This is a genomic window from Arthrobacter sp. Edens01, assembly GCF_001307035.1.
Taxonomy (GTDB): Bacteria; Actinomycetota; Actinomycetes; order Actinomycetales; family Micrococcaceae; genus Arthrobacter_B.
Map to the genome: position 1 here is coordinate 470,321 of NZ_LKIU01000002.1, position 25,548 is coordinate 495,868.

Consider the following 25,548-nt stretch of genomic DNA (forward strand, 5'->3'; position numbering starts at 1 on the left):
ACGGTGGATTTTTCCTCACTTCCGGATTTTGCGGAGGCCGGGGAACTTGAACGCCAGGCAGAGCTGCTGGCCGCTGCCGGGACAGATGCCTCCGGCACCACCACGGCCTGCCGTGAAATATGGCAGGGTCTGGGCGCGGTGTACCGTGCCCCGGAAGCGCAGACCGCATACGGTGCCTTCGACAAGGTCGAGGCATACGGTGACGAAGCCGGAACCGTCACGGGCTTGATCCGCACAGCCTTGGTGGAATTTGCCCGGGAGGCCAGGACACTGAGGCGGCAGGCCGATGACCTGATTTCCCTTTCGGGCCAGTGCACTGCCCAGGCGGGAGCGGATGCAGACCCCGAAAGCCGTGCAGCCCAGATCGCATCGCTGCAGTTGCAGGTTCAGGAGATCTGCCGGAGCTACGCCGCAGCAGAGGCCCGGTGCGCTGACTCAATCCGGGCGGCAACCGGCTTGCTGCCGGACAGCGGCATCCTTGGCAGCAGCGGATTCGGCACCACCACGTCCCTGGCAGACACCGTCCTGGAACATGTCCATCAGTCACAGCTGCACATTCGCCAAACCGTCGATGTCAGCGGTGATCTGGCCGCGGAGCTGCGTCTGGACAACATTCCGTACGAAGTCATGGACGGCGGCGTGCGCTACACCCGGTCTCCCTCCGGCATCTTGATTCCCGTGGAACGGTCCGTGGACCTGACCCGGGTCCCGTTCCCGGCAGACGACTTTGCACGTCCGGGGCCTGAGCTGCGGCTCAATCCTGAGGCAGCGACTCCTCCTGCCTGGGCGCGTTGGGGCGGACGGGGTCTTTTTGTGCTGGATGCGGGTATAACCGCCTGGGACCAGGGCAGCGAACAGTACAACGCAGACAGGACCGAACATCCCGACTGGACTCCCGGGCAGCGGGCCCTGTCCGTCACCGAGAACGTGGCGATTGTTGGAGGCGCTTCCCTGGCAGGCGGTGCCGGAGGTGCCTGGGCCGGAGCAAAGGCCGGAGCCGTCGTCGGTGGTGTTGTTGGCAGCTGGTTCCCGGTGGTGGGAACGGCAGCCGGCGCGGTCGCAGGCGGTATCGTGGGTGGCATTGCCGGCGGCATCATAGGCAGCGGCGTCGGAGAAAAGATCGGAAAGAAGGCCAAGGACCTATGGGATTCATTCTGGGGCTGATCCTGAGCCTTGTGGTGCTCACCATGGGGTGGCGCGCCTACACCGGCCGCTGGCGTACCTGGGTAGGCCACCCCGGCCTTCTGCCGAAGGTGAAGGCCTATCCCGCCCTGGGCATGCTCTACGGCGGCGTGGGGCTGCTGACCGGAACGCTGCTGTGGGATGTGGACGGCGACTCCCTGCCCAGGCCTCTCCTAGGAGTGCTGCTGGTACTCATGCTTGGCGGAATCTGGACCTTCCTCATGAGCCTGGTCTGGCTACCGCGCTTCATGCTTCCCCGGTGGGTCAAAATGGCCGAGAACGCTATGGAACGGACAGCGTGAAACAAGCGGACGTCATCACCACAGATTCTGTGTGCATGCAGGTTCCGCCTGGTTGGGAAGCCAGCCGCGAGGGAACCGAGGCCCTGGTCCTGGCACCCCCAACCGGTGGCTTCCGCGCCAACCTGACCCTCCGAACGCGTCCGTTTGAGGGCACGGCGGGCCGGGCTGCAACCCAGGAGATCGCCGGTGTCCTTGCCGCGCTTGGATGCCCCCAGGTGCTCAGCTGGAACCTGTGGCCGTACGGCCAAGGCGCAGAGGGCCGCTGGATTGAGTACACCTATGAAACCTCGGAAGCGGTTCTGCACGTCCAGCAGTGGTTCCACCTCCGGGACGGTTTGCTTACCACCTGCACCGCCACATGCCGGACGTCTCAGCTTCCGGCCTATGACAACGACTTTTCAGCCATGGCCGGCAGCATCGAGGTAACGGACGGAAACAGGGGATGAGTGACTTTACCGCGGCAGAGCCGCGCCTTGAGCCTTTTGCCTCAGAGCAGGCAGCTGAACCGCTCGAAGCCCTTTCCGGGCTGGCGGCGAGCCAGGATTTCCGCTCTGAGGGCCCGTGGCTTTCACCGGGTGCCCAGGATGTGCTTCTCCTGCTGGGCAGGGGCGGCAGGCTGGGACGCTTCGGATTAGGCAGTGCGCAGGAGGGCTTGGCTGAGCTAGAGGCAGCAGGGTTGGCAACGGGCAGGGGCCGGCTGACCGCCGAAGGAAGGCTTGTGGCTTCCCCGCTCGGCGGCACATCAGGCAGCGTGCAGTTCACCGCGGGCTGCGGCGGCGAAAAGTCGGCGTTCTACGGTGCGCTGGGCAGCGAAGGTGTCCTGGTGCTGGCCGGACCGTCATGTACCAGGCTGCGGATGGGGGGCCAAACAGAAACGGGTCGGCGTCAGGTCGATTTTCTGTCCCTCGACCAGTTTTTTCCCGCGCTCGCAGCATGGCTCGGCCTTGGACCTTCCTGGCTCCTGGATGCTGAGGCAAACATCTCCCCGGACGCAGTCCAGGCACGCATGTCCGGCGCATCCGGCACAGAGGTTCCCCTTCCCGAAGATGCGGGCGCGGCCGTGCGGAACATGTGGGAGCAGGAGTGGTTCGTCTGGCAGCAGGTTGGGGGTAGCACCGGCCTGCAAACCGGTATCCAGGCGGGGTCCGCGGGAACCTGGCAGCTGGTGAACAGCCCCGGGGGTCTGCTGCTGAAGCCCTGGCCCGCAGCGCAGGCCTACCGACGCCTGCTGCAGGCGGTCGGCGCCGAGCTGGCCTGACCGTTTGTCCGGTCGTTGCCCTCCCGCACCAGGAACTGCGGGCAACGGCGTAAACTGAACACCGTGCTTATCCTCGCCATCGACACCTCTGCCATAGCCAGTGCGGCACTACTCAACGGTGAGGGTGAAACGCTTGCGGCCTTCGCCACCGAGGACACCAAGTCCCATGCCGAGGTGCTGGCGCCGGGTATCCAGAAACTGCTGGCTGATGCCGGTGTTTCCGGGGGACAGATCGATGCGATAGTCACCGGGGTGGGTCCCGGGCCGTTCACAGGGCTGCGGTCGGGCATTGCGACCGCCCGGACACTGGCCTTTGCCTGGAACAAACCGCTGCACGGCCTCATGAGCCTGGATGCCATCGCCGTGGACGCGGCCCTGGATGCCTGGCGGGCCGGGGTGGATGAGTTCATTGTGGCCACAGACGCCCGGCGCAAAGAGGTCTACTGGGCCCGCTACCGCAGTACCGGCGGGACTGCGGAACTCCTCGATGGCCCGCATGTCAGCTCTCCGGCTGAGGTTCCGGGGCTGCCCGCCTACGGTGCAGGTGCAGGCCTCTACCCGGACGTGCTGCGCACGGTGCAGGACTTTGCCGGCGCCCAGCCGACGGCTGAAGCGCTGGGGCGCACCGCCGTCGTACGCCTGGTTCGTGGTTTGGAGCTGCTTCCGGACCTGCCGCTCTACCTGCGCGAATCCGATGCGAAGGTGCCTGGCCCGCGGAAGCGCGCACTGTGAGCGGGCAGCCCGCCGTGATCCGGGCGATGACCGAGGACGATATTCCTGCTGTGGACGCGCTGGAGAAGGCGATGTTCCCCGTCGATGCCTGGCCAACCGAAATGTTCTACGACGAACTGCACCAGCGGGATACCCGTTCCTACTATGTGGCCGAGGGGTCCGACGGCACAGTCATCGGATATGCCGGGCTGATGTGTGTGCTGCCCATCGCCGATGTGCAGACCATTGCTGTGGACAGCGCCCATGAAGGTGCCGGCACAGGCTCCAGGCTTCTGGCTACCCTCCTTGATGAGGCAAAGCAGCGAGGTGCAGATGATGTGCTGCTCGAAGTGCGTGCCGACAATCCCCGGGCGCAGCGGCTTTACCGCTGGTTCGGCTTTGAACAGATCCATGTCCGTCCGCGCTATTACCGCGATGGAGCGGATGCTCTCATTATGCGGCTGGAGCTTTCCTCCTGGCACGGTGCTCCGGTGCGCGAATCCAACCCTGTGAAGGACGTCCAATGAACCGCACCGCTCCCTTGGTGCTTGGCATCGAATCCTCCTGTGACGAGACCGGCGTCGGTATTGTCCGCGGCGATACCCTGCTGACAAATGCCGTGTCATCTTCCATGGAGGAGCATGTCCGCTTTGGTGGAGTCATTCCGGAGATCGCCTCCCGTGCCCATCTGGATGCCTTTGTCCCCACGCTGCGTCAGGCCCTGGACGAGGCCGGTGTGACGCTGGACGAGGTCGATGCGATTGCCGTGACTTCCGGTCCCGGTCTGGCCGGGGCATTGATGGTTGGTGTTTGCGCGGCGAAGGCTTTGGCTGTGGCCACGGGCAAACCGCTGTATGCCATCAATCATCTGGTGGCCCATGTGGGCGTTGGCGTTCTTGATGGTGGCGAACTTCCGGAGAACCTTGGTGCGTTGCTTGTTTCCGGCGGGCATACCGAGATCCTGCGGGTTGGGTCTTTGACCTCGGACGTTCAGCTGCTTGGTTCCACTATTGATGATGCTGCCGGTGAGGCCTATGACAAGGTTGCCCGCATTCTGGGCCTGGGGTATCCAGGCGGCCCGGCTATCGACAAGCTTGCCCGGCAGGGGAATCCGAAGGCTATCCGTTTCCCCCGCGGACTGACACAGCCGAAGTACATGGGTACTGCCGAGGCTCCGGGTCCGCACCGGTATGACTGGTCCTTCTCCGGCTTGAAGACTGCTGTTGCCCGTTGTGTGGAGCAGTATGAGGCTGCCGGGCAGGAGCTTCCGGTTGCGGATATTGCTGCCTCGTTCCAGGACGCTGTTGTGGACGTGATTACTTCCAAGGCTGTTCTTGCGTGTACTGAGCAGGGGATTACGAACCTTCTGCTTGGCGGTGGTGTTGCTGCCAATTCCCGGCTTCGCGAGCTCACTGCGGAGCGTTGTGCTGCTGCCGGGATTTCGCTTCGTGTTCCTCCTATTCGTTTGTGTACTGACAACGGTGCGATGGTTGCTGCTTTGGGTGCGCAGATTGTCATGGCTGGTGGGCAGCCTTCCGGTGTGGACTTCACTCCGGATCCTTCGCAGCCTGTGACCAGCATTCACCTTCCTGCCGCCTAGCTGGAGGCCGGCGCTCAGGTTGCGGCGTCCTTCGGGCTGAAGGGGTTGCCTAGTCCGGGAGCCGGGAGCCGGGAGCCGGGAATCCCGGCAGCCCGGACGCCTCGCAGCCCGGAAGCCCTGAAGCCTCGCAGCCCGGTATCCCCGCCAGCCCTGCTGTGCTGTAGTCCAGTCTCGGTGCCGGTGCGTTTGCCGCCTTGCTGATGCAGCCCACGCTCTTGGCTGGTGACGGGCCTAGAAGGGCGGAGGGTCGTCCCCTGGACCTTTCGTAACCGGGCCCTGCCCTGGAGCTTTCGCAACCGAACTCCGCGACGCCGCGAACCGGTTGCTGCCGGTGTTCCCGTCTAGTAAGGAGTCCAGTGCGGGGTCTGTAGTGTAGGTGCGGCCGGTCGGTGAGTTCCATTCGATGGTTCCGGCCCTAGGCTGGCGTGCTTTCCAGTGCCCGAGGGTTTTGAAGCGGTGGTGCTTGGGGCAGAGGTGTTCCAAGTTCGCGTGATCGGTTGGCCCGCCGTGCGAGTAGGGCGTGGTGTGGTCGATCTCTGCGTTTGTGACTGCAACTGAGCACCCGGGAAAGCGGCAGGTGCCGTCCCTCGCCTGAAGCCAGCGTTTGAGCCCGGCAGGGATCCGCCGTGTCCGTCCCACGTTGAGAATTTCGCCGGTAGTGGGGTCTTGGAGCAGGGGTGTCCAGTGCAGGGCGTCAAGGATCATTGAGCGTGCGGTCTCGGGGGTGATGGGACCGTAGCCGCTGAGCTCCGCGCGGTTTTCATTTAGCCCGGCGAGGGTGTCTGCGCTGATCAGGACCATGACTTCGGTGCGGACTTTGGAGCGGTACTGGTCCCGGTGCCTTTCGGCCCGTCGTGGACGCTTCCGTACCCGGCTGACATGAGAGCTGGAAGCATGGAGGTCTCCGGGAACGGAAGCCGCCCTAGGCCCGATGGCGGAATCGGAACCGGAGATCTGCGGACCGCCGGAAAGGGAAGTGGTTTCCAGCCCGGTGGGGAGGTCGGGACGGATGCCGGATGTCTCCGGAGCTCCGGGCGGGGTGGCAGACGGTTCGCCTTCGAGGAGGAGCTCGGCAAGGGTGTCGGCGCGGAGCTGGTCCATGGTCCGCGGATCACCGGCTCGTTTCCCTGCTTTGGCAGCATCGGTAAGGGCAGCGAACATGGCCTGGCCCTTCTCCGCGGCGATGATCGCACTGAGGCAGGACATGCCGTCAGGCAGGGGCTGGAACGTCACCCGGCGCTTGTCCCTGGCTTGACGATGCCGGACAGGAATCAGATCCGGAAACCGGGATTCACGCAACCGCCGGGCACGGCGCCCGAACCCGGCGGCAGTCCGTCCCTCGGCAGCGGCCAGCAGATCCCGTTCAAACGCACCGCGCACACTCAGGACCGCGCCGGCATGAACATTGCCTGCTGTGGCCGCTTCGCCAGGCCCGTCCGATCCCGCTGCCGTGCCTGCCGGCGCTCCATCTGCCCCGCACGGTGCGTCTGCTCCGCCCGGGCCGTCCGGCCCGGACTGCCCGGACCGTGCATTCGAGTCCTCGAGGCCAAGGTCCAGCTGACCGGACTCCCCATCAGACGGTGTACCGGCGCCAGTTGGTGCGGCAGCGTCTTCGGCATCTGCGTCGACCTCCGGTAACTCGGGGAAGTCGGTGGGCAGGTTCTGGGTTTCCTCCAGAATGATCCGGGCGTGCTGGAGCGCTATCCGTCCTTCGGCCAGCTGGGCCAGAGTCTGCGGCGCATCGGAGCAGAGGCGGGAAGATTCACTGATGAGTTGCATAGCGGTCATGTGCGGAATGTTCAGAACTGTGGATGCCTCGGCCGCGGCAAGGCTCATGGCCAGGGCGGGTTCTTCGCGTCCGGAGGCGTCGGCGATGTCGCGAGCGAAGAGCACTTCCAACCGGGCAGCAACCCGGGCCTGCTGGGCCTGCGCCCACGAGACCAACATGCCCAGACGCTGCAGAGCCGACACGGTCTCCTCATAGCTCAGCGACTCGGCCCCACGCAGCGACAACCGACCGGAAAACCCCTCCGGCAGCGCCGGCACGGGGGTGTCATCGACCAGCGCCGGATCGGCGCAGAATACGGCGCCACCAGAAGCCGCAAACCTGGTGGCTGAACAGCTTGAGGATGAGGAGTCCGCACCCGGCACCCCGCCCGCGGCACCATCCTGTTCCCGGTCAATAGACCGGAAATCAGTGGTGTCCGAGGAGCGGTTCATACCCCAACACTCTCAGCTGCCACTGACATTTCAGGGCCCTAGATGGCCCTTTTCGGAGTCCTCGATTACGGGTCTCTCACCCGCTTTTCGCGGCCGGTATTCAGACGAATACGGGCAGACAGCCGCTACGTGCTGAGGAAGCGGAACGGCGGTACCAAGCTGTTTTGCTGGCACCGAACCCCTAAGCTCACAGCCAGGAAACGCGGAAAAGCGGGGAAAGGAACTGCCCCGGCCCCGGAGTTGAGCCGCGCCACCGACGCGGCCAAAACGGAAGGCTAGCCCTCGCCGCGCAACTGGGCGACGCCGTCGTGCACCACTGCACGCAGGTCGCCGCCGTTAGCCTCGGCCACACGGCGCTGGCGCTGGTAGCCCGCACCGCGTTCGATAATGCCCGCAACATCAGCGAGCTCGGCACTGCAGCCAAGCTTCTCGGCGACCGGAGCCAGACGCGGAAGCACGTCCTCCAGGAGGTGCTCGGTGACCAGCTTCTCGTTGCCGGCAGCATCGAGAATGATGATGGCATCGAGACCGTAGCGGGCAGCACGCCACTTGTTCTCCTGCACATGCCACGGGGGCATGGTCGGAATCGTTCCGCCATTGTCCAGAATGGTGGAGAACTCGTCGACCAGGCACTGGGTCAGCGCAGCGATGGCTCCGATATCGGTAGCGGTAGAGAGTCCGTCGCAGACGCGAAGCTCAATGGTTCCAAGCGCAGGAACCGGACGGATGTCCCACCGGATCTCACTGATCGAATCAATCACGCCGGTGGTGAACATGTCCTGTACATACGACTCGTACTCGGCCCAGGAACGGAACTGGAAAGGCAGTCCGGCAGTGGGAAGCTGCTGGAACATCAGCGCACGCTGGGATGCATAACCGGTATCGTCACCGGACCAGAACGGAGAAGACGCGGACAAGGCCTGGAAATGCGGGAAGTAGTTCACCAGGCCATCCAGTACCGGCAGGACCTTGTCCCTGGAATCCAGACCGACATGAACGTGAACACCGTAAATCAGCATCTGCTGGCCCCACCACTGGGTGCGGTCAATGAGCTTGGCGTAACGCTCCTTGTCCGTCACCGGCTGGGAACGCGGCACGGCAAAGGGATGGGTGCCGGCGCAGAACAGCTCCACACCCATCTCATCTGTGACCGCCCGGACGGCAGCCATGGAACGGGCAAGGTCAGCTTTCGCCTCAGCGACGGTAGAACAGATTCCGGTCACCAGTTCAACGGTGTTTTCAAGCAGTTCCTGCTTAATGTGCGGGTGCTCGTCGTCCGGGCTGAGATTCGGATCATTGGCGTTCACTGCCCGCAGGACTTCGTCGGCTACCGAGAGCAGTTCACCGGACTCCCGGTCTACCAGGGCCAGTTCCCACTCGACCCCCAGGGTCGACTGCGGTGAAGCTGCGAACTCAATATCCAATACGTCTCCTGCTGTGCGCTTCGAAAGGTGTCTCCGGTTCCGCACCATTGCGTTCTTAGAGCTGACTTCAATCGTAGCCCGGCTGTCAGCCTGCTCAGTCCCGCTGCGAAAGCTCCGTCGGAGGGTGCCGCACGCCATAATGGAGCAATGCCGATCCTGAACAAAGACATGACCCTGTGCATCTCCCTGGCAGCCCGCCCGAGCAACATCGGCACGCGGTTCCACAACTACCTGTACGAACAGCTGGGATTGAACTTTATCTACAAGGCCTTCGCACCCGCAGATCTGGCCCAGGCCGTGGCAGGCATCCGTGGCCTGCCTATCCGCGGAGCCGCCGTCTCGATGCCGTACAAGGAAGACGTCATTGCCTTCGTGGACCGCATGGATCCCTCCGCCGCGGCGATCGATTCAGTGAACACAATCGTCAATGACGACGGCGTCCTCACTGCCTACAACACCGACTACCTCGCGATCGCACGGCTGCTCGCGGACCACGAGGTCTCCCCGGCCGGCTCGGTGCTGCTGCGCGGTTCCGGCGGCATGGCCAAGGCCGTGGCCGCGGCACTGCGCGACGCCGGTTTTGGCGGTGTCACGATCGTGGCGCGCAATGAAGGCACGGGCAGGGCATTGGCGGACCTGTACGGGTTCAACTGGATCCCGGAACCCGGCGATGCAACCGCGGACCTGCTCATCAACGTCACACCGCTGGGCATGGCAGGAGCCGACGAGGACATTCAGTCCTACGAAAACGAAACCATTGCCGCCGCGCAGACGGTGTTCGACGTCGTCGCCCTTCCCTCGGAGACGCCGCTGATCCGTGCCGCCCGTGCTGCCGGGAAGAAAGTCATTACCGGTGCTGAGGTCATCGCGATCCAGGCCGAGGAACAGTTTGTGCTTTACACCGGAGTCCGCCCAGCGCCCGAGCAGGTGCGCGAAGCCAGCGAGTTTTCGCGCAGCTAGCTTTCCACGGGGAAGGAAACGGGTTCGACGACGATCGCCACGCGGTCCTCACCAATCCGGGTGAGGACCAGGGTGGCTTTGTTCGGGCCCTTGCCTGAGCCGGTGAGCAGCTGCTTGCGCAGTTCTTCGGGAGTGACGGCCATACCGCGCTTCTTGATATCCAGGACCCCGATGTCGTTCGCACGGACCCAGGCCTTCAGCGCCTTGACGTTGTAGGGCCGGACTTCGAGGATCCGGTAGGCACGGGCGAACGGGGTCTCCATCAGTTCCGGTGCGGCAATGTAGGCGATGTGCGGATCCAGCAGGTGCCCGCCCAGGGAACGCGCGACGTCGGCCACCAGACCCGCGCGGATCACCGCGCCGTCGGGCTCATAAAGATAGCCTTCAGCCGGGCCGGTCCGTACGTCCTGTGCGCCTGGAACGTAGTCATCGTGCGAGGTCAGCTCCGCGGCACCATTGGGGCCGATGACCAATGCCGCGCGGCGAATGCCAGGACGGCGGAGTTCGTTGAACCACAGGGTGGCTTCGATGACGTCGCCGCCCACGGATACCCACTGGACTTCGCAGTTCGCCGGGACCGATTCATGCGGAATTCCCGGGCCAAGCTTCACTCCAACGGGCATCCCGCGATCGGCGAGGGACTCCACAAAGGACAGGGGAGGGGAGAAGGCCTCCGGGTCAAAGATGCGGGAGGTGCCCGACGTCGACGTGGTACGCCGTGCGGGATCCAGCCACACGCCGTCGAATCCCGTCAGGTCGAAGGACTCCGCGTCCCCCTGCACTACCTTTGCTTCCGGCCAGGGCATGAGGTTGATGGTGGCCACGGCGGCAGTGATTTCATCAAGCTCGACGGCGGTGACCTGGCGGTCCAGCGTGGCCAGGGCCAGCGAGTCGGCGCCGATGCCGCAACCCAGGTCGGCCACCTTTTCCAGACCCGCTTCCTGGTAGCGCTGGGCATGCAGGGCAGCGACGTTGAGGCGGGTGGCCTGTTCGAGGCCGGCCGGAGTGAACAGCATGTGCTCGGCGAAGGGCCCGAACTTGGCGCGGGCCTTCATCCGCAGCTTGGCCTGGGTGAGGACGGCGGCAACGAGCTCGGGTGAGTGCCCGGCCTTGCGCAGGTCGGTGTTCAGCTTCAGGGACTCGGACTCCAGATACGGGCCGAGCGAGTTGAGCAGGGCCCAGCCTTCGGGGGTCAGGACGTGGGCAAGGGAAGTGTCGGGCATGGATACAAGCCTAGTTCGTTTGGCAGACCGCCCATGAGGGTGCCATGAGGCGTTGATGGGGAGTTCTCCCCATCGCAGTGTTCCTTTCGTTCCTTTAGAGTCTTAGGGTCCGCGTCTCATCCAGGGGGAAAATTGGCTGTTCCAGGCTATGACATATCCGTAGAAGCGTGCCGGGGGATCCTGAATACGGTTGGCACTGATCCCGGACCGGAGGCCGCGCACAGGGAACTGAGCGCTGCGGTCGATCAGGCCTTGGCAGCCATGCCCAGCCCGTCCATCGCCTCTGCACTGATGGAACTCTGGAACAGCACCCTCCACGTCCAATGCGAAGCGGCCCAGGCGCGGGTACACAATGCGGTCACCGGTGTCGGGTCAGCCGTGGACGCCTACATCGCCGGCGATCTGGAGATGGCCGAGGAAGCCCGCAGGGCAGCGACGCAGGCACCGGACCTCGAACTCGACGATGTGAAGAGCATCTGATGCTGGACACCACAGGCCTGCAGGGCTGGGCGGAGCCGGAAACCACGCAGGCCGGTGCCGACGCAGTGAAATCTGCGGGGGCAGCCTTCCGGTCCGCGGTCGCCGACCAGGCAGCAGCATGGTCCGCGTTGTCCGGCTGCTACAGCGCGCCCGAGCGGGAAGATGTCCTGGCTGTTTTCACAAACATCACGCCGCACGCGGAACTGGTGGGTTCTGCGAGTGAGGAAGCGGCAGCAGCCCTGGGCAACTTCGCTGAACACGTCGCTGCACTCAAACCGCTGCGGCAGCAGCTCCTGGAACGCGCAGGCTCGTTCGGTCCGGCGGCCTGCACACCGGAGGACCCGGACGGCAGCATGCAGGAACTGTCCCGGTTAGTGCTGCAAAGCGAAATCGATGGTCTTGCGCGGCGGTACCAGGAAGCGGAAGAAACGTGTGCGGCCGCCCTGAACAGCGTCACCGGACACGATCCAGGCTGGCTGGGGGCTGTCGCCGGCCCGAATATTGGTCTTGTGGCAGCAGCAGCGGACAACGTCATGGGGGTCCATACCTTCCAGCGCGTCACGGTTGTCAACGTCCGCGAGGTCCCGATGCCGGTCCTGGAGCGGCGCTTCACTCCGCTGCTTGGCTCCTATGACCTGCTCACGGGTCCGGAGCAGCAGGGGCACCGTTGGCTGAGGCAGAACGGCCAGTGGATTTCTGTTCATTCTCCCCTGCACCCCGACGCCGGTATCACCCGGCGCCAGTGGTTTACCCAGGAGGTTTACCGGACGGTGCGTGAATGGCGTCCAGAGGTAAACCGGACCCTGTACAACCAGTCCGGGTGGTACCGGACACGGGTGGATGCCAGCCCTGGCCGCTGGCACGTTCCGGATCCGCAGACTCCCCGCTGGGCGGAGACCCCCAACTCCCTGAAGGCGGTCAAGATCGGGGGTGGTGCACTCACATTAGCGATGGCCGGCATCACTTTCGCGGACAACAGGGCCGAGAACCACAACCAGCTGCTGCGCGAAAACCCGGACATGAGCGCCGCCGACCGGGAATTCCGGGCCAACGAGATGGCGGCTGTGCAAACCGGTACTTCCGTCGTGATCGACGTCGGAGCAGGTGCCGCCGGTGCTGCCATCGGCACCATGGTCGGCGGTCCGGTGGGAACAATCGTAGGCTTCGGTATAGGCATGGGCATCTCCTGGCTGACGGATGCCGGAAGCGACGGCAACAGCTTCAAGGACAAGGCATCCGATATTGCGGTTGATGCTTATGACAAGACGAAAGATCTCATATCTGACGGCTTTGAAGCTGCCGGCGACGCCTGGGACAGATTGTGGGGGAAATGACCGCCCGATCTAGTGTTGAAGCACCACCGGATCATCTCCCGCCTCGCGGAAACCAGCCAGAGAAGGACGTTGCATTGTGAGTGATTTACTGGTTTTCGGAATCTTGGGAGGGCTGGGGCTTTTCCTGCTGCTCTGCGGCATTATGGTCCACCTGAAACGGTGGCTGCGGCTCCTGCTCATGAACGGACTGTTTCCGGGGCAGCCGGCCCTGGCGACGACGTGGCTTGGGTTGTCCTTTTGTCTGCTGGCCCTGGGCGGCCTGGTGGGGACGGAGAGGTTGCCGGATCCGGTACCGGGTCTCCTGGGGCTGATCTTGTTCCCTGCCATGATTGCGGGCGTGGTTGGAATGTTCTGGTATCCAATGTTCCTCCGGCCCCGCTGGATGCGCCGTGACGCAGCACTGCAGGCCAGGGGCGAAGACCTCTTCGCCAAACGTTTCCTTCAAGGGCAGGGCAAGCCGTCAGACGGACAGCAGCCGTGAGCGGGGGACTCATCTCGGAAGTGGCCGCAGGGCTTGTGGTACCCCGGCCCGAGGGCTGGGAACAGCTGGACGCCCCGGCGGACAGCGTTGTGCTGGCCCATCCGCCCGTCCCGGAAGGACACTTCCGCCCGAACCTTGTTCTGCGCCGCAGCGAATCAGATTCTGTTTCGCTGCCCCGGCTCTCAACGGCTGCGCTCGCGGGCACCCTGGTCCTTCCCGGAACACACATCATCTCCAATGAGCTGTGGCATCAGCAGCTGGACCCCCAAGGGGCTCTGGTCGAAGGCCGCCGGCAGCGCTTCGTGAGGGTGGCCGAGGGACAGGTTGTGTGCGTGGACCGCTGGCTTTTCAGCGACTGCGGCGGTTCGCTGGAAGCCACGGCAAGTTATGCGCTCGAACAGCACACCGGAATGCGCCCGCTGTTCGAGGACATGGTCTTCCAGATGCGCCGTGCAGCTCCTGTGGCAGCAGGAGCCCCAGCCAGTCCTGCCGGTGCCCAGCCCCGACTTGACCCGGCAGCTTCGCGGCTGCTCCAGACAGCTGCTGAGGATCTGGCGCCGCTGCGGGCCGAGCAGCGCCACCGGGTGAGCGGACAGGTCATTGGTCCGGAGAGCCTCAGCCTGCTGCTGTCCATGGCAAACCGGGATGCGCTGGGACGGTTTGACGCCGCCGGCGCCAGGGAATCTGCCGCCCAACTGCAGGCACTGGGGCTGCTGGACGGCCGGCGGCTGACTCCGTCAGGAAGGGAATTCGTGGAGCCGCTGCGTGGGCTCCAGGCGCAGTTCACGGTCAGTGCCGTCGGCCCTGATGGCTCCACCGGCATGGATGCCTGGCTGGGAGCCGGCTCGGCGCTGGTCGCCGCCGGCCCGTCCGCCTCCGAGATGCAGTCCACGGTCATACCTTTCGGCAGCTGCGAGCTGCTCTGCGTTGACGCTGCAGCGCTGCCAGTCTTTCTTGCAAAATGGCTTCCCCTGGTACCAGCCTGGACCGCGGGCCAGTACCCGCTGCGGCTGTCAGGAGACCTGTTTGAGCACCGCCTCAACGGGGGTTCCGACGTCGAGGCTCCAGCAGGACTGGGTGAAGCCGAAGCGCGGATGTGGGCCCAGCCCTGGGTGGGCTGGAACGTTGAGCATGTGCACAGCGGCAGAAAGCTGGGCTGGGTCACGGCAGGAGACGCGGGCCCGTTCCTGGCGACAGCCGATCCGCGGAACGGCGGCGTGGCCCTTGAACCTGAGCCTGCGTCGGCGGTTTGGGACACCCTGGTCGATTTCATCCTTGCGGCAGCCCAAGGAGCATTCGACCCGCGGTGAGCGGCGGACCCTCCACGGGTACGCGAGCCAAGGCACACGACCGGGTATCTTGGGGGCCATGACTGAGATGGCTGTTGATTCCCTCGATGTTCTGCGCCGGCGCACCAGTGCCAAATGGCGCACCCATCCGGAGGATGTCCTCCCGCTTTTCGTGGCGGAGATGGACTATCCCCTCGCGACGCCCGTGGCCCGTGCGATGATCGGGCGGATCGAAGCGTCCGACGTCGGCTACGTTTCCGGACCCGGTCCGGTGGGTCCGGCGTTCGCCGGCTTCGCGCAGCGGCGCTGGAACTGGGAGGTGGACCCCGAGGATGTACGGACCACCACCGACGTCAGCGTGGCAATCGTGGAGACTCTTCGGCAGGTTCTCGACCCGGGGGACGAGGTCATCATCACTCCACCGGTTTATCCGCCGTTCTTCGACCTTCCGCTGGAGGCGGGCGGCAAGATACGTGAGGTGCCGCTGCTGCAGGACGACGCCGGGTGGTCGCTGGATCTGGGCGGACTCGAGGCGGCCTTCGCCGCGGGTGCCAGGGCATTGCTACTGTGCAACCCGCACAACCCGCTTGGCCTGGTGCACCCTAAGGAAACGCTCGACGCCGTCGCCCGCCTTGCTGCCAGGTACGGTGCCACCGTGGTCAGCGATGAAATCCATGCGCCGCTGGTCTACTCCCCGGAGGCCTTTACTCCCTTTCTCTCGGTGTCCGACGAGGCACGCGCCCACGGTGTATGTGTCACTGCGGCCAGCAAGGGGTGGAACATCGCCGGGTCAAAGTGCGCGCTGATGATTGCCTCAGCCCCCGAAACCCGGCTGCTGCTGGATGAAATGCCGGAGGAAGTTGGCTTCCGGACCTCGATCCTGGGCCTGCACGGCACGGCCGCCGCGTATGCGGAGGGCGAGGAGTGGCTCGACGGTGTGCTGGTAGTCCTGGCCTCCAATCGGGAACTTTTACGCGAGCTTCTGGCCGCGGAGCTGCCGGGAGTGGGATACCGGATGCCGGACGCGAGCTATCTCGCGTGGCTGGATCTGCGTGCACTGGGCTGGGGGACGGATCCAGCGGAGTATGCCCTGGAGAAGGCGCGTGTGGCGCTGGAACCCGGCCTAAAGTTCGGGACAGCCGGGGCAGGCTACGCCCGGTTGAACTTCGGCTGTGCGCCCGAGGTGCTCGAGGAAGCTATCCACAGATTGAGCGCAGCCAGAGGTTAACTGCCTGGAAACCCGTACGCTCACCCGAAACGGAGCACAGCGCCGGCGGGGGCAGGGAACCTCCCGGCGCAAACTATGGAGGGTTTCAGGAGGGGACATGCCGTTGAATGGCTACAGCGTCAATCCGGAAGGATGCGCAAGCGTCCTTTCCCAGGTAGAGGAAGACGACGCCAGGCACGAGGCGGTGTCCGCCCTGCGGAATGGCATGTGCGCAGCAGAGGCAGCGTGTACGGGCGGTTTTGGAATGGTGGCGCAGGCGCTCGCCGAGGTATGGCAGGACACTATGAGCCTGCAGATAGAGGCCGCGGAGGCACGCATCCGCAACGCGGCTGAGGGCGTCCGGAAAGCCGTCTTTATTCTTGCGGGCGCGGACCAGGAAATGGCTGAAACAGCGAAGGCCGGCCTCGCGGAGCTTCAGGCCGGATTCTTGCGGGAACCTCAACTGAACAGGGCCAGCTGATGCCGATCGAGACATCCAGTCTCTTTGGCTGGTGTTCGCCGGATGCGGTGGAGAGCGCGGCACCAGCAGTGAAACGGAGCGGGGATGCGTATCTCCAAAGTGTGGAACAGACCGGCGACACCTGGAAGCAGCTTGGACCGCACTACGCCGGAGACGGCGCCACCGAAATGATCACTGCGTATCGGAACGTGGCGCCTAACGCCGGGCTGCTCGCGGACACAGCCAAAGTTGTCAGCAGGGCGCTGACGGAATTCGCCGATGGGATTCGTTTCCTGCAAATCCGGCGGACGGCGCTCCTGGAACGAGTGAAAGCCGCAAACCTGCGCGCTGCGCAAGAACAAGAGTCCGTCTGCCGCGCAGAGCCGGTATACACGCCACAGCCGGCAGCCACGGCGGACCTGCTCCTGCCTGCCGAGGTATCTGCACTGGCCGCCCAGTACCGTGCCCTGGAAGAGGAAACTGCTGCAAAACTGCGGTCCGCATCTCACGGAGACGGTGGACTCCTCGATCTGGCAACAGGGATCCCGGCGACGATTATCAATGGAATGGTCGCCAAGGGGATAAGCGCCACCACTGCTCGCCAAACTGTTACCAAAGTACCGACACCCGTCCCGGTGTACCGCCGATACCTAACGGCGGAGGAGCGTATACGGCATATGGCCAGGGGGCGTTGGATCACTGACGGGGAATGGAAACTCACTACCGTCTTCGGTTTCGATCTTCGGCCTAATGTATTCAGGGGCCTCTATAACCACTCTGGCTGGTACCGCAACCGGGTCAGTGCGAACCCATCAAATTGGGTGCTGCCGGACAAATTCAAAGACCTCGGCACAGCAGCCAAAGGGATCAAGATCAGCGGCGGTGTATTCACAGCTGTTACAGCGGGATTCACGATTGCCGGGGAGCGGGAGGACGCCTACAACGAACTGCTGCAGGCGAACCCGGGATGGAGCCGGGATGAACTCAACGGACGGGCAAACCTCGAGGGCGGGGTCAAGGGCGGTACCAAGGTCGGCATAGACCTCACGGCTGCGGCCACGGGCGCACTCATTGGTACCGCTATCGGAGGTCCCGCCGGCACCCTGCTTGGTGCCGGAATCGGGATCGGGATTTCCGTGGTCACGTCAATAGAGTTCGATTTCCTGGGGGGCCGGACCCCGAAGGACTTTGCCGCTGATGGTGTCATGGAGGCCATCGATAACTTCGCCAACGGGTGGAACAAACTCTTCGGAGAATAGGCTGCTCGCACCACGCGAGGCACGGAAGATCCTGGGATCTGTCGAGCAGGACAGCCATCGGCAACACAACGAAACGTAAGGCAGGACATGGAATCTGAAACTAACGAGTGGATGCTCGCAGCGATCTTCTTCTTTCTGGGGATCGTCCCGTTTGTAGGTGGTGTCCTTCTTTATACAAAGAAGTTCGTTGGGCTGCTGATCCTGGATAGTTTCATGCCCGGGAAACCGTCACTGGCCACCACCTTTTTAGGGGCGTGGCTCCTTCTTATGGCTCCCCAGCATTTCGTGAATGAAACCGGCATTGATGCACTGATCATGCCCTACAGTGCTCTTCTTCTCGGATGCCTCGCCATCGGACTCATGGGCTGGTTCTGGATGCCGAAGTTCCTCCAACCCAAGTGGATGAAAGAGGGAGACAAGTTGGAGGCGCGAGGGGAAGACCGGTTTGTGAGGGACTTCTACGACTCGAACGGGGAAAAGAAGCAATGACTAATGCTGCCGGCTTCAGCTACGAACGCGCAACCGGTATCCGGTTCCCCCGCCCGGATGGCTGGGAGATTGCCGAGAGCTCCGGCAACACGATTGCCGTCGCGCATCCACCGGTACCCTCCGGGATTTTTCGGCCCAACATGGTACTGCGCTGGGCACCTGCGAACCGGATCTCACTGGCCCGTTACGCAACCGCGGCACTGGCATCGACTATGCAGACAGCGCAGCAGATCCGCATCATTGCCCACGAGGTGTGGACACTCAACGCCGCCCCGGACGGCCCGGTAACCGGCCGCAGGCAGCGCTTCGTTCACCAGATAGAACAGCATCCGGTCTGCGTGGACCGCTGGCTGTGGATCGCGGGCAACCGGGTATACGAGGCGACGGCAAGCTACACCGTTGACCAGCTCGTTGGAATGAAGCTGCTGTTCGAGCAGATGATCATGGATCTTCGGATCGATCCCGGAGACGAAACAGGGAACGGGGCCGCGGAAGACCAGGAAACCAGCCTGATGGACACCATCGCACCAACAGAACCACGCCTGGATAAAGGGGCAACCCGGCTGGCAGGAGAGGACCGGGAGGATCTGGACCGTCTCGCAGCATCCCAGCCCTACCAGGAACCGGCCCTCCTGCTGCCCATCCCTGCCCTGGAACTAATGGACAGCATGACGAAGCGGAACCGGCTGGGAATGTTCCAGCGCAAGGGCTCGGAATTCGCAGCGCTTCGGGACGCAGGTTTCCTTGCCGCAGACGGCTCGCTGACACCGGCAGGCACTGCGTTCGTGGCACCGTTGCGCAGTCCGGACGCAGCCTTCAGTGTCACAGCTGGCGACGCACACGGCGGGGCAGTTCTCCAGGTATGGACAGGCGGCGGCATCGGCAGGGTGACCGCGGAACCGTCGCGCTTCTCCACTCCATCCGTGCAGGTACCGGGCCCGGATGACCTGTCCGTTCAGGTGCTTCAAGCCAATGCCGTCCCCAAAGCCATAGCGGACTGGCTGGGCTTCTCGCCGGCATGGAGCATTGCGCATGAACCGGTGGTCCTGACGAAGGACCAGTACGAGGCCAGAATGAAGTCCGCCCAGGTCAGCGCCCCGGAAGGCCTGGGTGAGGCTGCCAGACGTATGTGGGAACAACCATGGACTGATTGGGAAATCGTCGATGAGCGGGACGGCGGCTGGTTCGGTTTCGTCAACGCGGGATCTGCCGGCCAGTACCGGCTGGGGCCGGCCGCAGGGACCGGCTCGGTGATGCTGGAGCCGGTCTCCACGGCGGTTGTCTGGGACACCCTGGTGCGGTTTATCCATGCAGCGGTTGAAGGAACCCCGCTCTGGATCCCGGAGCTGACGGGCTTCGACCAGCGGCCGGAAGACGGCACGGCACCGGAAGGAAAGGTCTGGGCGGACTACGCTTAGGCACAGCTAGGCGAAGTACACGCCGATCCGGTTGCCCTCGATCTCCTCGATGCGGATGTCGATCTCGTAGATGTCCCTCAGGACTTCCGGCTGCATGATCGCTGACGGCGGCCCCTGGTGGAGCAGTTTGCCGTCCGCCATGGCAATGATGTCGTCGGAGTAGCAGGAGGCAAAGTTGATGTCGTGGATGACCAGGACAACGGTCTTGCCCAGCTCATCGGTAAGCCTGCGGAGCAGGCGCATCATCTCCACGGAGTGCTTCATATCAAGGTTGTTGAGCGGCTCATCCAGCAGCAGGTAATCGGTGTCCTGTGCCAGCACCATGGCGATGAACGCACGCTGGCGCTGGCCGCCGGAAAGCTCGTCAACGAAGCGGTCGGCCAGCTCGGTGAGGTCAAGGAAGGCCATGGCCTGTCCGATCTTCTCGCGGCAGACCGACGTCGGGCGTCCGCCGTTGTGCGGGTAGCGGCCAAAACCGACCAGGTCGCGGACGGTCAGCCGGACGGTCAGGTGGTTGTCCTGCCGCAGGATGGCCATTTTGCGGGCCAGATCCTTGCCGGGGGCGCTGGAAACGTCCAGGCCGTCCACGGTGACCGAACCGGCGTCGGACTTCAGCAGGCGGCTGATGATCGAAAGCAGTGTGGACTTGCCGGCACCGTTGGGGCCGATGATGGAGGTGACGCCGCCTTCCTTGATGTGGCAGCTCACCTCATCAACAACCGTTTTGCCCGCGTACTGCTTGGTGACGCCGGTGACCTGGATCATTTGAGGGAGCCTTTCAGGAGCAGGATCAGGAAGACGATCCCGCCAACGAATTCAATGACAATGCTCAGCGCGGTATCGAAGGCAAAGATGCGTTCGAGGACCAGCTGGCCGCCGACCAGGGCGATGATGCCCAGCAGGACGGCGATGGGAACCACGGCTTTGTGGGAGAAGTGGGAGCACAGCTGGTAGGCCAGGGAGGCCACCAGCAGCCCGAAGAACGTAACCGGGCCAACCAGCGCGGTGGAGACGGCAACCAGGACCGAGCAGATCACCAGAACGCCGGTCACCGAGCGCTTGTGGTTCACGCCCAGGTTGATCGAGGTTTCCCGGCCAAGGGACATCACATCCAGTGAGTGCCGCATCCGCCAGGCCGGAACGCTGACGATCGCCACTGCAATCAGCGAATAACCCAGCAGCGCGCCGTCCACATTATTAAAGGAAGCGAAGAACAGGTCCTGCAGGATGATGAACTCGCTCGGCTCGATCAGCCGCTGCAACAGGGAAGACATGCCCCGGAACATGGTGCCGAGGACAATGCCCACCAGCAGCATCAGGTGCAGGGACTTGCCCCCGCCGGTGAAGAGCCAGCGGTAGAGCAGGAAGGAGAAGGCCACCATCAGGGCGACTTCCATTCCGTAGCGCAGGGGCTCGGACATGGAAAGCACCAGCCCGCCGCCGAAGGTGAAGACCAGGACGGTCTGGATCAGCACGTACAGGGCGTCGAAGCCCATGATCGACGGCGTGAGGATCCGGTTGGCGGTCACGGTCTGGAAGAGCACGGTGGAGACCCCGACGGCGTAAGCCACCAGGATCATGGAGCCCACCTTGATGGCGCGGCGCGGCAGGACGTAGCCGATGTTTCCGCGCAGTTCGATGGTCATAAAAACGGCGACGAGGGCTGCGGCCACGACGGAGAGTGCAATGATCCAGAACCGGGGGGAGATGTTGCGGACGGGACGGCGGCGCTGCACTGTCAAAGCGGAGGGCAGGACGCTGGTGGGGGAGCTAGGCACGGGCGGAGCGCTTTCGAAGGAGCAGGTAGAGGAACAGGACGCTGCCCACGGCGGAAACGATCACGCCCACGGGGATTTCGTAGGGGTAGCGGATGGTCCGGCCGATGATGTCGCAGGCGAGCACAAATCCGGCTCCGAAGATAGCTACCCAGGGAATGGCGCGGCGGACGTTGTCTCCCACCAGGAGGGATACGAGGTTCGGGACAATCAGTCCCAGGAACGGCACGGAACCCACACTGACAACCACGACGGCGCTGATCAGGGACACGATGATCAGGCCCAGGGTCATCACGCGGTTGTAGTTCAGGCCCAGGTTGGTGGTGAATTCCTGGCCCATGCCGGCAACCGTGAACCGGTCGGCGGCCAGGAATCCGATCAGGGTCAGGGCGCCCACGATCCACAGCAGCTCGTAGCGTCCTCGCAGCACGCCGGAGAAGTCGCCGGTCATCCAGGAGTTCAGCGTCTGCAGCAGGTCGAACCGGTAGGCGAAGAACGTGGTGACGGCGGCAATGACACCGCCGAGCATGATGCCCACGAGGGGGACGATCAGCGTGTTGCGCAGCGGGATGCGGCGCAGGATCAGCAGGAAGAGTGCGGTTCCGGCAACTGCGAAGAGGGTTGCCGTGGACATTTTCATAAACAGCGAGGCGCCGGGGATGAGGACTGTCACCACGAGGATGCCCAGGGATGCGGATTCGATGGTGCCGACGGTGGACGGTTCAACGAACTTGTTCCGTGCCATCAGCTGCATGATCAGCCCGGCCACGCTGAGCGCCATGCCGGCGAGGATGATGCTCAGTGTCCGCGGCACGCGGCTGATCCAGAAGATGTTCCAGGCGTGTTCGTCCCCGGCCAGCAGCGAGGACAGGGAGACGTCGCTGACCCCCACGAACATGCTCACGATGGCGAGCAGAAGGACGGCGGTGCCGCCCAGGACCAGCATGGCTGCAGGGCCGGGGACCCGCCGTCGTGGTCCGGATGCGGCAGAGGCCCCGGCGGTGGCCGGAGCTGCGGGGCTGATCTGTGTTGTCATGAGGGTTCCGTCTCCCTCGCTGGCCGGGGCCACCCGAAGGCGGTCCCGGCCAGCGAGGATCTAGCAGGTAAGGGGACGGGGTGGTTAGGAGATGCCGTCCTGGACAGCGCTGACCATGGCGTCAACGTTGTTCAGGCCGTAGCCCACGAGGTACCAGCTGGAGGAATCGAGCATGGTGATGCGGTCGTTCTTGGCAGCCTTGGTGCCCATGACAAGCTCGTTGTCCAGCACCGCGGAGGCTACTTCACCGGCGTTGCCGACTGCGACGTCGCGGTCGATGACGAACAGGTTGTCCGGGTTGATCTCGGCGACATATTCGAAGGACACGGATTCGCCGTGCTGGGCTTCGGACTTGATGTCAGCAGCCGTGGCAACACCAAGGACGTCGTGGATCAGGCCAAAGCGCGAGCCTGCGCCGTAAGCAGTCATTTCGCCGCCGCTGGTCATGATGATCAGGCCGTTGCCGGCGTCGGCTGCGGTTGCCTTGGTGTCTTCGACCTTGGAGTCGAGCGCGGCGAGCTTGTCTTCGACTTCGGCTTCCTTGCCGAAGATCTCACCGATGATCTCGGTGTTCTCGATGAAGGAGTTCCAGGGATCCGCAGCGTCAGTGCTGAGGTTGATCGTGGGGGCGATCTTGGAGAACTCTTCGTAGGAGTCGGCGGTGCGGCCGGACATGATGATCAGGTCCGGAGCGCCGGCGCTGATTGCCTCGAAGTCCGGTTCCTTCATGCTGCCGATCTTGGCGTAGTCATCCGAGCCGTACTTGGAGAGGCTTTCGGGGAAGTTTGCTGCCGGGACGCCGTCCACCTCGATGCCCAGGGCATCCAGGGTGTCCAGGGCGCCCAAATCGAAGGTGTAGACAACCTCCGGGTTCACGGGGACTTCGGTGGTGCCCTGCGTGTGCTCCACAGTGATCGTGCCCGCTTCGGTGGCAGCGGGTTCGGCGGCGGCATCTGTTTCCTGGCCGCACGCGCTGACGGCAAGCAGGGAAACGAGGGCGGTTCCGGCCAGCAGCCGGGACTTCATTGTCGTCTTCACGAAGGGTGCTCCAGTATTTCTCTTGGATTGTGGCCCGGCTGCCAGGGGGATCGGCATTAGGGTATAAAATTGTTTGCTAATTTTTGCGCGCCCTTGAAAGTTATCTTGTTAGGCAAGGCTAAGCAACTTTGGGACAGGTGAAGCGGCCGTCCGTGTAACGGAACGTAGAAATGCCTCGGCGCACCAACCAGGTACCCCTGCAGTGCCCGTTTGAATCTTTGTTGGCACTCACCTTGACCGAGTGCTAACCGTTGCATAAAGTCGGAGCTAGCACTCCCCTAGTGAGGGTGCTAATTCCTGAGGGAAGCGCCCACCGGCACCCGCGACGACGGCAAGCGCCTACCGACGGTCCACAAACCCGTTAGTAACTAAGCAAAGGAGAGCCCGAGTGTCGGTCTCTATTAAGCCCCTTGAGGATCGCATCGTTGTTCGCCCGCTCGAAGCTGAGCAGACCACGGCCTCCGGCCTGGTCATCCCGGACACCGCTAAGGAAAAGCCCCAGGAAGGTGAAGTCGTAGCAGTCGGCCCCGGCCGCGTTGACGACAACGGCAACCGTGTGCCGATCGATGTTGCCGAAGGCGACGTCGTCATCTACTCCAAGTACGGCGGAACCGAGGTCAAGCAGGGCGGCCAGGAATACCTGGTGCTCTCCGCACGCGACGTGCTGGCCATCGTCGTCAAGTAAGTCTTCGAAGACCCCGGCCAGATTCGGCCGGGGTCTTCTTTGTAGATGTAGTTCTGAAAGGACACACACATGGCAAAGCAGTTGGAGTTCAACGACTCCGCCCGTCGTTCACTGGAAGCCGGTGTCGACAAGCTCGCCAACACCGTCAAGGTCACCCTCGGCCCGCGCGGCCGCAACGTGGTGCTCGCCAAGACCTGGGGCGCCCCCACCATCACCAACGACGGCGTGACGATCGCCCGCGAGGTCGAGCTCGACGATCCGTACGAGAACCTGGGCGCACAGCTGGCCAAGGAAGTTGCCACCAAGACCAACGACGTCGCCGGTGACGGAACCACCACCGCAACGGTGCTGGCCCAGGCCCTGGTGAAGGAAGGCCTGCGCAACGTAGCCGCAGGTGCCGCTCCCGGTGCCCTCAAGCACGGCATTGAGACCGCAGTTGAAGCTGTGGCCGCCCGCCTGCTGGAGAACGCCAAGGAAGTCGAAGGCAACCAGGTTGCCCACGTTGCCGCTATCTCGGCACAGAACGAAGAGGTAGGCCAGCTCCTGGCCGAAGCCTTCGACAAGGTTGGCAAGGACGGCGTCATCACCATCGAGGAATCCTCCTCGACGTCCACCGAACTGGTCATCACCGAAGGTATGCAGTTCGACAAGGGTTACCTCTCGCCGTACTTCGTCACCGACGCCGAGCGCCAGGAAGCCGTCCTTGAAGACGCACTGATCCTGATCAACTCCGGCAAGATCTCCTCGGTTGCAGAGTTCCTGCCGCTGCTGGAAAAGGCACTGCAGGCCTCCAAGCCGCTGTTCATCATTGCCGAAGACGTGGACGGCGAAGCGCTCTCCACCCTCGTGGTCAACAAGATCCGCGGCACGCTGAACGTTGTTGCCGTCAAGGCACCGGGCTTCGGCGACCGCCGCAAGGCCATGATGCAGGACATCGCCACCCTCACCGGCGCCCAGGTTGTGTCCCCGGACCTCGGCCTGAAGCTCGACCAGGTTGGCCTGGAGGTGCTGGGTTCGGCCCGCCGCATCACCGTCACCAAGGACAACACCACGATCGTTGACGGCGCCGGCTCCGAAGCCGACGTCGCTGACCGCGTTGCCCAGATCCGCGCCGAGATCGAGCGCACGGATTCCGACTGGGACCGCGAGAAGCTCCAGGAACGCCTGGCCAAGCTGTCCGGCGGCATCGGTGTGATCAAGGTTGGCGCTGCCACCGAGGTTGAGCTGAAGGAAAAGAAGCACCGCATCGAGGACGCTGTGTCCTCGACCCGCGCTGCCCTCGAAGAAGGCATCGTTGCCGGCGGCGGCTCCGCACTGGTTCACGCCGCACGTGCACTGGATACGGATTCCGAGGTGGCAAAGCTCGACGGCGACGCCGCCACTGCCGTTGGCCTGGTCCGCCGTGCGCTGGCCCAGCCGCTGCGCTGGATCGCCGAGAACGCCGGCGCGGAGGGCATGGTTGTTGTGTCCAAGGTTGGCGAGCTGGAAGTCAACCACGGCTTCAACGCCGCCACCGGCGAATACGGCAACCTGATCGAAGCCGGCATCATCGACCCGGTCAAGGTCACCCGCTCTGCACTGCGGAACGCTGCCTCCATCGCTGCGCTGGTCCTGACCACCGAAGCGCTCGTCGTCGAAAAGCCTGCTGACGACGAAGATGATCACGGGCACAGCCACTAACACCGGCTAACCATTTGGGCCCCGTCCGGCACGGTTT

26 protein-coding genes are annotated in these 25,548 nt (G+C 63.8%); 19 read left to right on the plus strand and 7 right to left on the minus strand.

Features of this window, described 5'->3' with window-relative positions; all coding sequences use genetic code 11:
- Nucleotides 1-3: 3 nt before the first annotated feature.
- The 7 genes from AO716_RS02640 to tsaD all read left to right on the plus strand — a co-directional run bounded on the left by AO716_RS02640 (nucleotide 4) and on the right by tsaD (nucleotide 5,053).
- On the plus strand, nucleotides 4-1,164 hold the full coding sequence (locus tag AO716_RS02640; protein ID WP_152969829.1) for a hypothetical protein: 1,161 nt from the start codon (nucleotides 4-6) through the stop codon (nucleotides 1,162-1,164).
- Nucleotides 1,143-1,484, plus strand: coding sequence for a hypothetical protein (locus tag AO716_RS02645; RefSeq protein WP_055239394.1), 342 nt, complete (start codon nucleotides 1,143-1,145; stop codon nucleotides 1,482-1,484). The genes AO716_RS02640 and AO716_RS02645 overlap by 22 nt, the downstream gene beginning before the upstream one ends.
- 35 nt (nucleotides 1,485-1,519) lie before the next feature.
- Nucleotides 1,520-1,930, plus strand: coding sequence for a hypothetical protein (locus AO716_RS02650; RefSeq protein ID WP_152969830.1), 411 nt, complete (start codon nucleotides 1,520-1,522; stop codon nucleotides 1,928-1,930).
- Nucleotides 1,927-2,742, plus strand: a complete 816-nt coding sequence (locus AO716_RS02655; protein ID WP_055239396.1) for a hypothetical protein — start codon at nucleotides 1,927-1,929, stop codon at nucleotides 2,740-2,742. The genes AO716_RS02650 and AO716_RS02655 overlap by 4 nt, the downstream gene beginning before the upstream one ends.
- Before the next feature lie 63 nt (nucleotides 2,743-2,805).
- A complete protein-coding gene (tsaB, locus tag AO716_RS02660) occupies nucleotides 2,806-3,474 on the plus strand; it encodes a tRNA (adenosine(37)-N6)-threonylcarbamoyltransferase complex dimerization subunit type 1 TsaB (protein ID WP_055239397.1) in 669 nt (222 codons plus the stop codon).
- Between the two features lie 26 nt (nucleotides 3,475-3,500).
- On the plus strand, nucleotides 3,501-3,980 hold the full coding sequence (gene rimI / locus AO716_RS02665) for a ribosomal protein S18-alanine N-acetyltransferase (RefSeq protein ID WP_055239740.1): 480 nt from the start codon (nucleotides 3,501-3,503) through the stop codon (nucleotides 3,978-3,980).
- Nucleotides 3,977-5,053, plus strand: coding sequence for a tRNA (adenosine(37)-N6)-threonylcarbamoyltransferase complex transferase subunit TsaD (gene tsaD, locus AO716_RS02670; RefSeq protein WP_055239398.1), 1,077 nt, complete (start codon nucleotides 3,977-3,979; stop codon nucleotides 5,051-5,053). The genes rimI and tsaD overlap by 4 nt, the downstream gene beginning before the upstream one ends.
- Nucleotides 5,054-5,284: 231 nt before the next feature.
- On the opposite strand, the gene AO716_RS02675 is transcribed toward tsaD, so the two are convergent.
- Nucleotides 5,285-7,273, minus strand: coding sequence for an HNH endonuclease signature motif containing protein (locus tag AO716_RS02675; protein ID WP_055239399.1), 1,989 nt, complete (start codon nucleotides 7,271-7,273; stop codon nucleotides 5,285-5,287).
- Between the two features lie 275 nt (nucleotides 7,274-7,548).
- Entirely contained in the window at nucleotides 7,549-8,697 is a 1,149-nt protein-coding gene (locus tag AO716_RS02680) for a glutamate--cysteine ligase (protein WP_055239400.1), read from the minus strand.
- A gap of 147 nt (nucleotides 8,698-8,844) precedes the next feature.
- Here AO716_RS02680 and AO716_RS02685 point away from each other — a divergent pair, with 147 nt between their 5' ends.
- Nucleotides 8,845-9,657, plus strand: coding sequence for a shikimate 5-dehydrogenase (locus AO716_RS02685; protein ID WP_082413257.1), 813 nt, complete (start codon nucleotides 8,845-8,847; stop codon nucleotides 9,655-9,657).
- Here AO716_RS02685 and AO716_RS02690 read toward each other — a convergent pair.
- On the minus strand, nucleotides 9,654-10,880 hold the full coding sequence (locus AO716_RS02690) for a class I SAM-dependent methyltransferase (protein ID WP_055239401.1): 1,227 nt from the start codon (nucleotides 10,878-10,880) through the stop codon (nucleotides 9,654-9,656). The genes AO716_RS02685 and AO716_RS02690 overlap by 4 nt on opposite strands.
- 132 nt (nucleotides 10,881-11,012) lie before the next feature.
- On the opposite strand from AO716_RS02690, the gene AO716_RS02695 reads away from it, so the two are divergent.
- The 9 genes from AO716_RS02695 to AO716_RS02735 all read left to right on the plus strand — a co-directional run bounded on the left by AO716_RS02695 (nucleotide 11,013) and on the right by AO716_RS02735 (nucleotide 19,297).
- The gene (locus AO716_RS02695; protein ID WP_055239402.1) at nucleotides 11,013-11,360 is read left to right on the plus strand and encodes a DUF6507 family protein; all 348 of its coding nucleotides are present in this window, start codon (nucleotides 11,013-11,015) and stop codon (nucleotides 11,358-11,360) included.
- Nucleotides 11,360-12,694 carry a hypothetical protein gene (locus AO716_RS02700; protein WP_055239403.1) on the plus strand — a complete coding sequence of 445 codons (1,335 nt, stop codon included), beginning with the start codon at nucleotides 11,360-11,362 and terminating at the stop codon, nucleotides 12,692-12,694. Before AO716_RS02695 ends, AO716_RS02700 begins: the two co-directional genes overlap by 1 nt.
- A gap of 76 nt (nucleotides 12,695-12,770) precedes the next feature.
- A complete protein-coding gene (locus AO716_RS02705; protein WP_055239404.1) occupies nucleotides 12,771-13,175 on the plus strand; it encodes a hypothetical protein in 405 nt (134 codons plus the stop codon).
- Nucleotides 13,172-14,485, plus strand: coding sequence for a hypothetical protein (locus AO716_RS02710; RefSeq protein ID WP_055239405.1), 1,314 nt, complete (start codon nucleotides 13,172-13,174; stop codon nucleotides 14,483-14,485). Before AO716_RS02705 ends, AO716_RS02710 begins: the two co-directional genes overlap by 4 nt.
- Nucleotides 14,486-14,543: 58 nt before the next feature.
- Nucleotides 14,544-15,692, plus strand: coding sequence for a MalY/PatB family protein (locus AO716_RS02715; RefSeq protein ID WP_055239406.1), 1,149 nt, complete (start codon nucleotides 14,544-14,546; stop codon nucleotides 15,690-15,692).
- 97 nt (nucleotides 15,693-15,789) lie between these two features.
- Nucleotides 15,790-16,152 carry a DUF6507 family protein gene (locus AO716_RS02720; RefSeq protein WP_055239407.1) on the plus strand — a complete coding sequence of 121 codons (363 nt, stop codon included), beginning with the start codon at nucleotides 15,790-15,792 and terminating at the stop codon, nucleotides 16,150-16,152.
- Nucleotides 16,152-17,390, plus strand: a complete 1,239-nt coding sequence (locus AO716_RS02725) for a hypothetical protein (protein WP_152969831.1) — start codon at nucleotides 16,152-16,154, stop codon at nucleotides 17,388-17,390. The genes AO716_RS02720 and AO716_RS02725 overlap by 1 nt, the downstream gene beginning before the upstream one ends.
- Nucleotides 17,391-17,477: 87 nt before the next feature.
- Nucleotides 17,478-17,879, plus strand: coding sequence for a hypothetical protein (locus AO716_RS02730; RefSeq protein WP_055239409.1), 402 nt, complete (start codon nucleotides 17,478-17,480; stop codon nucleotides 17,877-17,879).
- Nucleotides 17,876-19,297 carry a hypothetical protein gene (locus AO716_RS02735; protein ID WP_055239410.1) on the plus strand — a complete coding sequence of 474 codons (1,422 nt, stop codon included), beginning with the start codon at nucleotides 17,876-17,878 and terminating at the stop codon, nucleotides 19,295-19,297. Before AO716_RS02730 ends, AO716_RS02735 begins: the two co-directional genes overlap by 4 nt.
- Before the next feature lie 6 nt (nucleotides 19,298-19,303).
- Here the strand turns inward: AO716_RS02735 and AO716_RS02740 are convergent, their stop codons facing one another.
- From AO716_RS02740 to AO716_RS02755, 4 genes are all read right to left on the minus strand, one after another.
- The gene (locus AO716_RS02740) at nucleotides 19,304-20,062 is read right to left on the minus strand and encodes an ABC transporter ATP-binding protein (RefSeq protein ID WP_055239411.1); all 759 of its coding nucleotides are present in this window, start codon (nucleotides 20,060-20,062) and stop codon (nucleotides 19,304-19,306) included.
- Nucleotides 20,059-21,075, minus strand: coding sequence for an iron chelate uptake ABC transporter family permease subunit (locus tag AO716_RS02745; protein WP_414826572.1), 1,017 nt, complete (start codon nucleotides 21,073-21,075; stop codon nucleotides 20,059-20,061). The genes AO716_RS02740 and AO716_RS02745 overlap by 4 nt, the downstream gene beginning before the upstream one ends.
- Entirely contained in the window at nucleotides 21,068-22,108 is a 1,041-nt protein-coding gene (locus AO716_RS02750; RefSeq protein WP_235471979.1) for an ABC transporter permease, read from the minus strand. Before AO716_RS02750 ends, AO716_RS02745 begins: the two co-directional genes overlap by 8 nt.
- 84 nt (nucleotides 22,109-22,192) lie before the next feature.
- Nucleotides 22,193-23,146 carry a siderophore ABC transporter substrate-binding protein gene (locus AO716_RS02755; RefSeq protein ID WP_082413258.1) on the minus strand — a complete coding sequence of 318 codons (954 nt, stop codon included), beginning with the start codon at nucleotides 23,144-23,146 and terminating at the stop codon, nucleotides 22,193-22,195.
- Nucleotides 23,147-23,534: 388 nt separating this feature from the next.
- Between AO716_RS02755 and groES the strand changes: the two genes are divergently transcribed.
- Together groES and groL are read left to right on the plus strand one after the other, a co-directional pair.
- Nucleotides 23,535-23,831 carry a co-chaperone GroES gene (gene groES / locus AO716_RS02760; protein ID WP_055239413.1) on the plus strand — a complete coding sequence of 99 codons (297 nt, stop codon included), beginning with the start codon at nucleotides 23,535-23,537 and terminating at the stop codon, nucleotides 23,829-23,831.
- Nucleotides 23,832-23,900: 69 nt separating this feature from the next.
- A complete protein-coding gene (gene groL / locus AO716_RS02765; protein WP_055239414.1) occupies nucleotides 23,901-25,511 on the plus strand; it encodes a chaperonin GroEL in 1,611 nt (536 codons plus the stop codon).
- Nucleotides 25,512-25,548 lie beyond the last annotated feature (37 nt).

What these genes read in the sequence shown, in the direction of transcription:
- AO716_RS02645 (WP_055239394.1), top strand. Translation starts at nt 1,143, where the DNA reads ATGGGATTCATTCTGGGGCTGATCCTGAGCCTTGTGGTGCTCACCATG.
- AO716_RS02650 (WP_152969830.1), top strand. Translation starts at nt 1,520, where the DNA reads ATGCAGGTTCCGCCTGGTTGGGAAGCCAGCCGCGAGGGAACCGAGGCC.
- AO716_RS02655 (WP_055239396.1), top strand. Translation starts at nt 1,927, where the DNA reads ATGAGTGACTTTACCGCGGCAGAGCCGCGCCTTGAGCCTTTTGCCTCA.
- rimI (WP_055239740.1), top strand. Translation starts at nt 3,501, where the DNA reads ATGACCGAGGACGATATTCCTGCTGTGGACGCGCTGGAGAAGGCGATG.
- tsaD (WP_055239398.1), top strand. Translation starts at nt 3,977, where the DNA reads ATGAACCGCACCGCTCCCTTGGTGCTTGGCATCGAATCCTCCTGTGAC.
- AO716_RS02675 (WP_055239399.1), bottom strand. Translation starts at nt 7,273, where the DNA reads ATGAACCGCTCCTCGGACACCACTGATTTCCGGTCTATTGACCGGGAA.
- AO716_RS02685 (WP_082413257.1), top strand. Translation starts at nt 8,845, where the DNA reads ATGCCGATCCTGAACAAAGACATGACCCTGTGCATCTCCCTGGCAGCC.
- AO716_RS02690 (WP_055239401.1), bottom strand. Translation starts at nt 10,880, where the DNA reads ATGCCCGACACTTCCCTTGCCCACGTCCTGACCCCCGAAGGCTGGGCC.
- AO716_RS02700 (WP_055239403.1), top strand. Translation starts at nt 11,360, where the DNA reads ATGCTGGACACCACAGGCCTGCAGGGCTGGGCGGAGCCGGAAACCACG.
- AO716_RS02715 (WP_055239406.1), top strand. Translation starts at nt 14,544, where the DNA reads ATGACTGAGATGGCTGTTGATTCCCTCGATGTTCTGCGCCGGCGCACC.
- AO716_RS02720 (WP_055239407.1), top strand. Translation starts at nt 15,790, where the DNA reads ATGCCGTTGAATGGCTACAGCGTCAATCCGGAAGGATGCGCAAGCGTC.
- AO716_RS02725 (WP_152969831.1), top strand. Translation starts at nt 16,152, where the DNA reads ATGCCGATCGAGACATCCAGTCTCTTTGGCTGGTGTTCGCCGGATGCG.
- AO716_RS02730 (WP_055239409.1), top strand. Translation starts at nt 17,478, where the DNA reads ATGGAATCTGAAACTAACGAGTGGATGCTCGCAGCGATCTTCTTCTTT.
- AO716_RS02735 (WP_055239410.1), top strand. Translation starts at nt 17,876, where the DNA reads ATGACTAATGCTGCCGGCTTCAGCTACGAACGCGCAACCGGTATCCGG.
- AO716_RS02740 (WP_055239411.1), bottom strand. Translation starts at nt 20,062, where the DNA reads ATGATCCAGGTCACCGGCGTCACCAAGCAGTACGCGGGCAAAACGGTT.
- AO716_RS02750 (WP_235471979.1), bottom strand. Translation starts at nt 22,108, where the DNA reads ATGACAACACAGATCAGCCCCGCAGCTCCGGCCACCGCCGGGGCCTCT.
- groL (WP_055239414.1), top strand. Translation starts at nt 23,901, where the DNA reads ATGGCAAAGCAGTTGGAGTTCAACGACTCCGCCCGTCGTTCACTGGAA.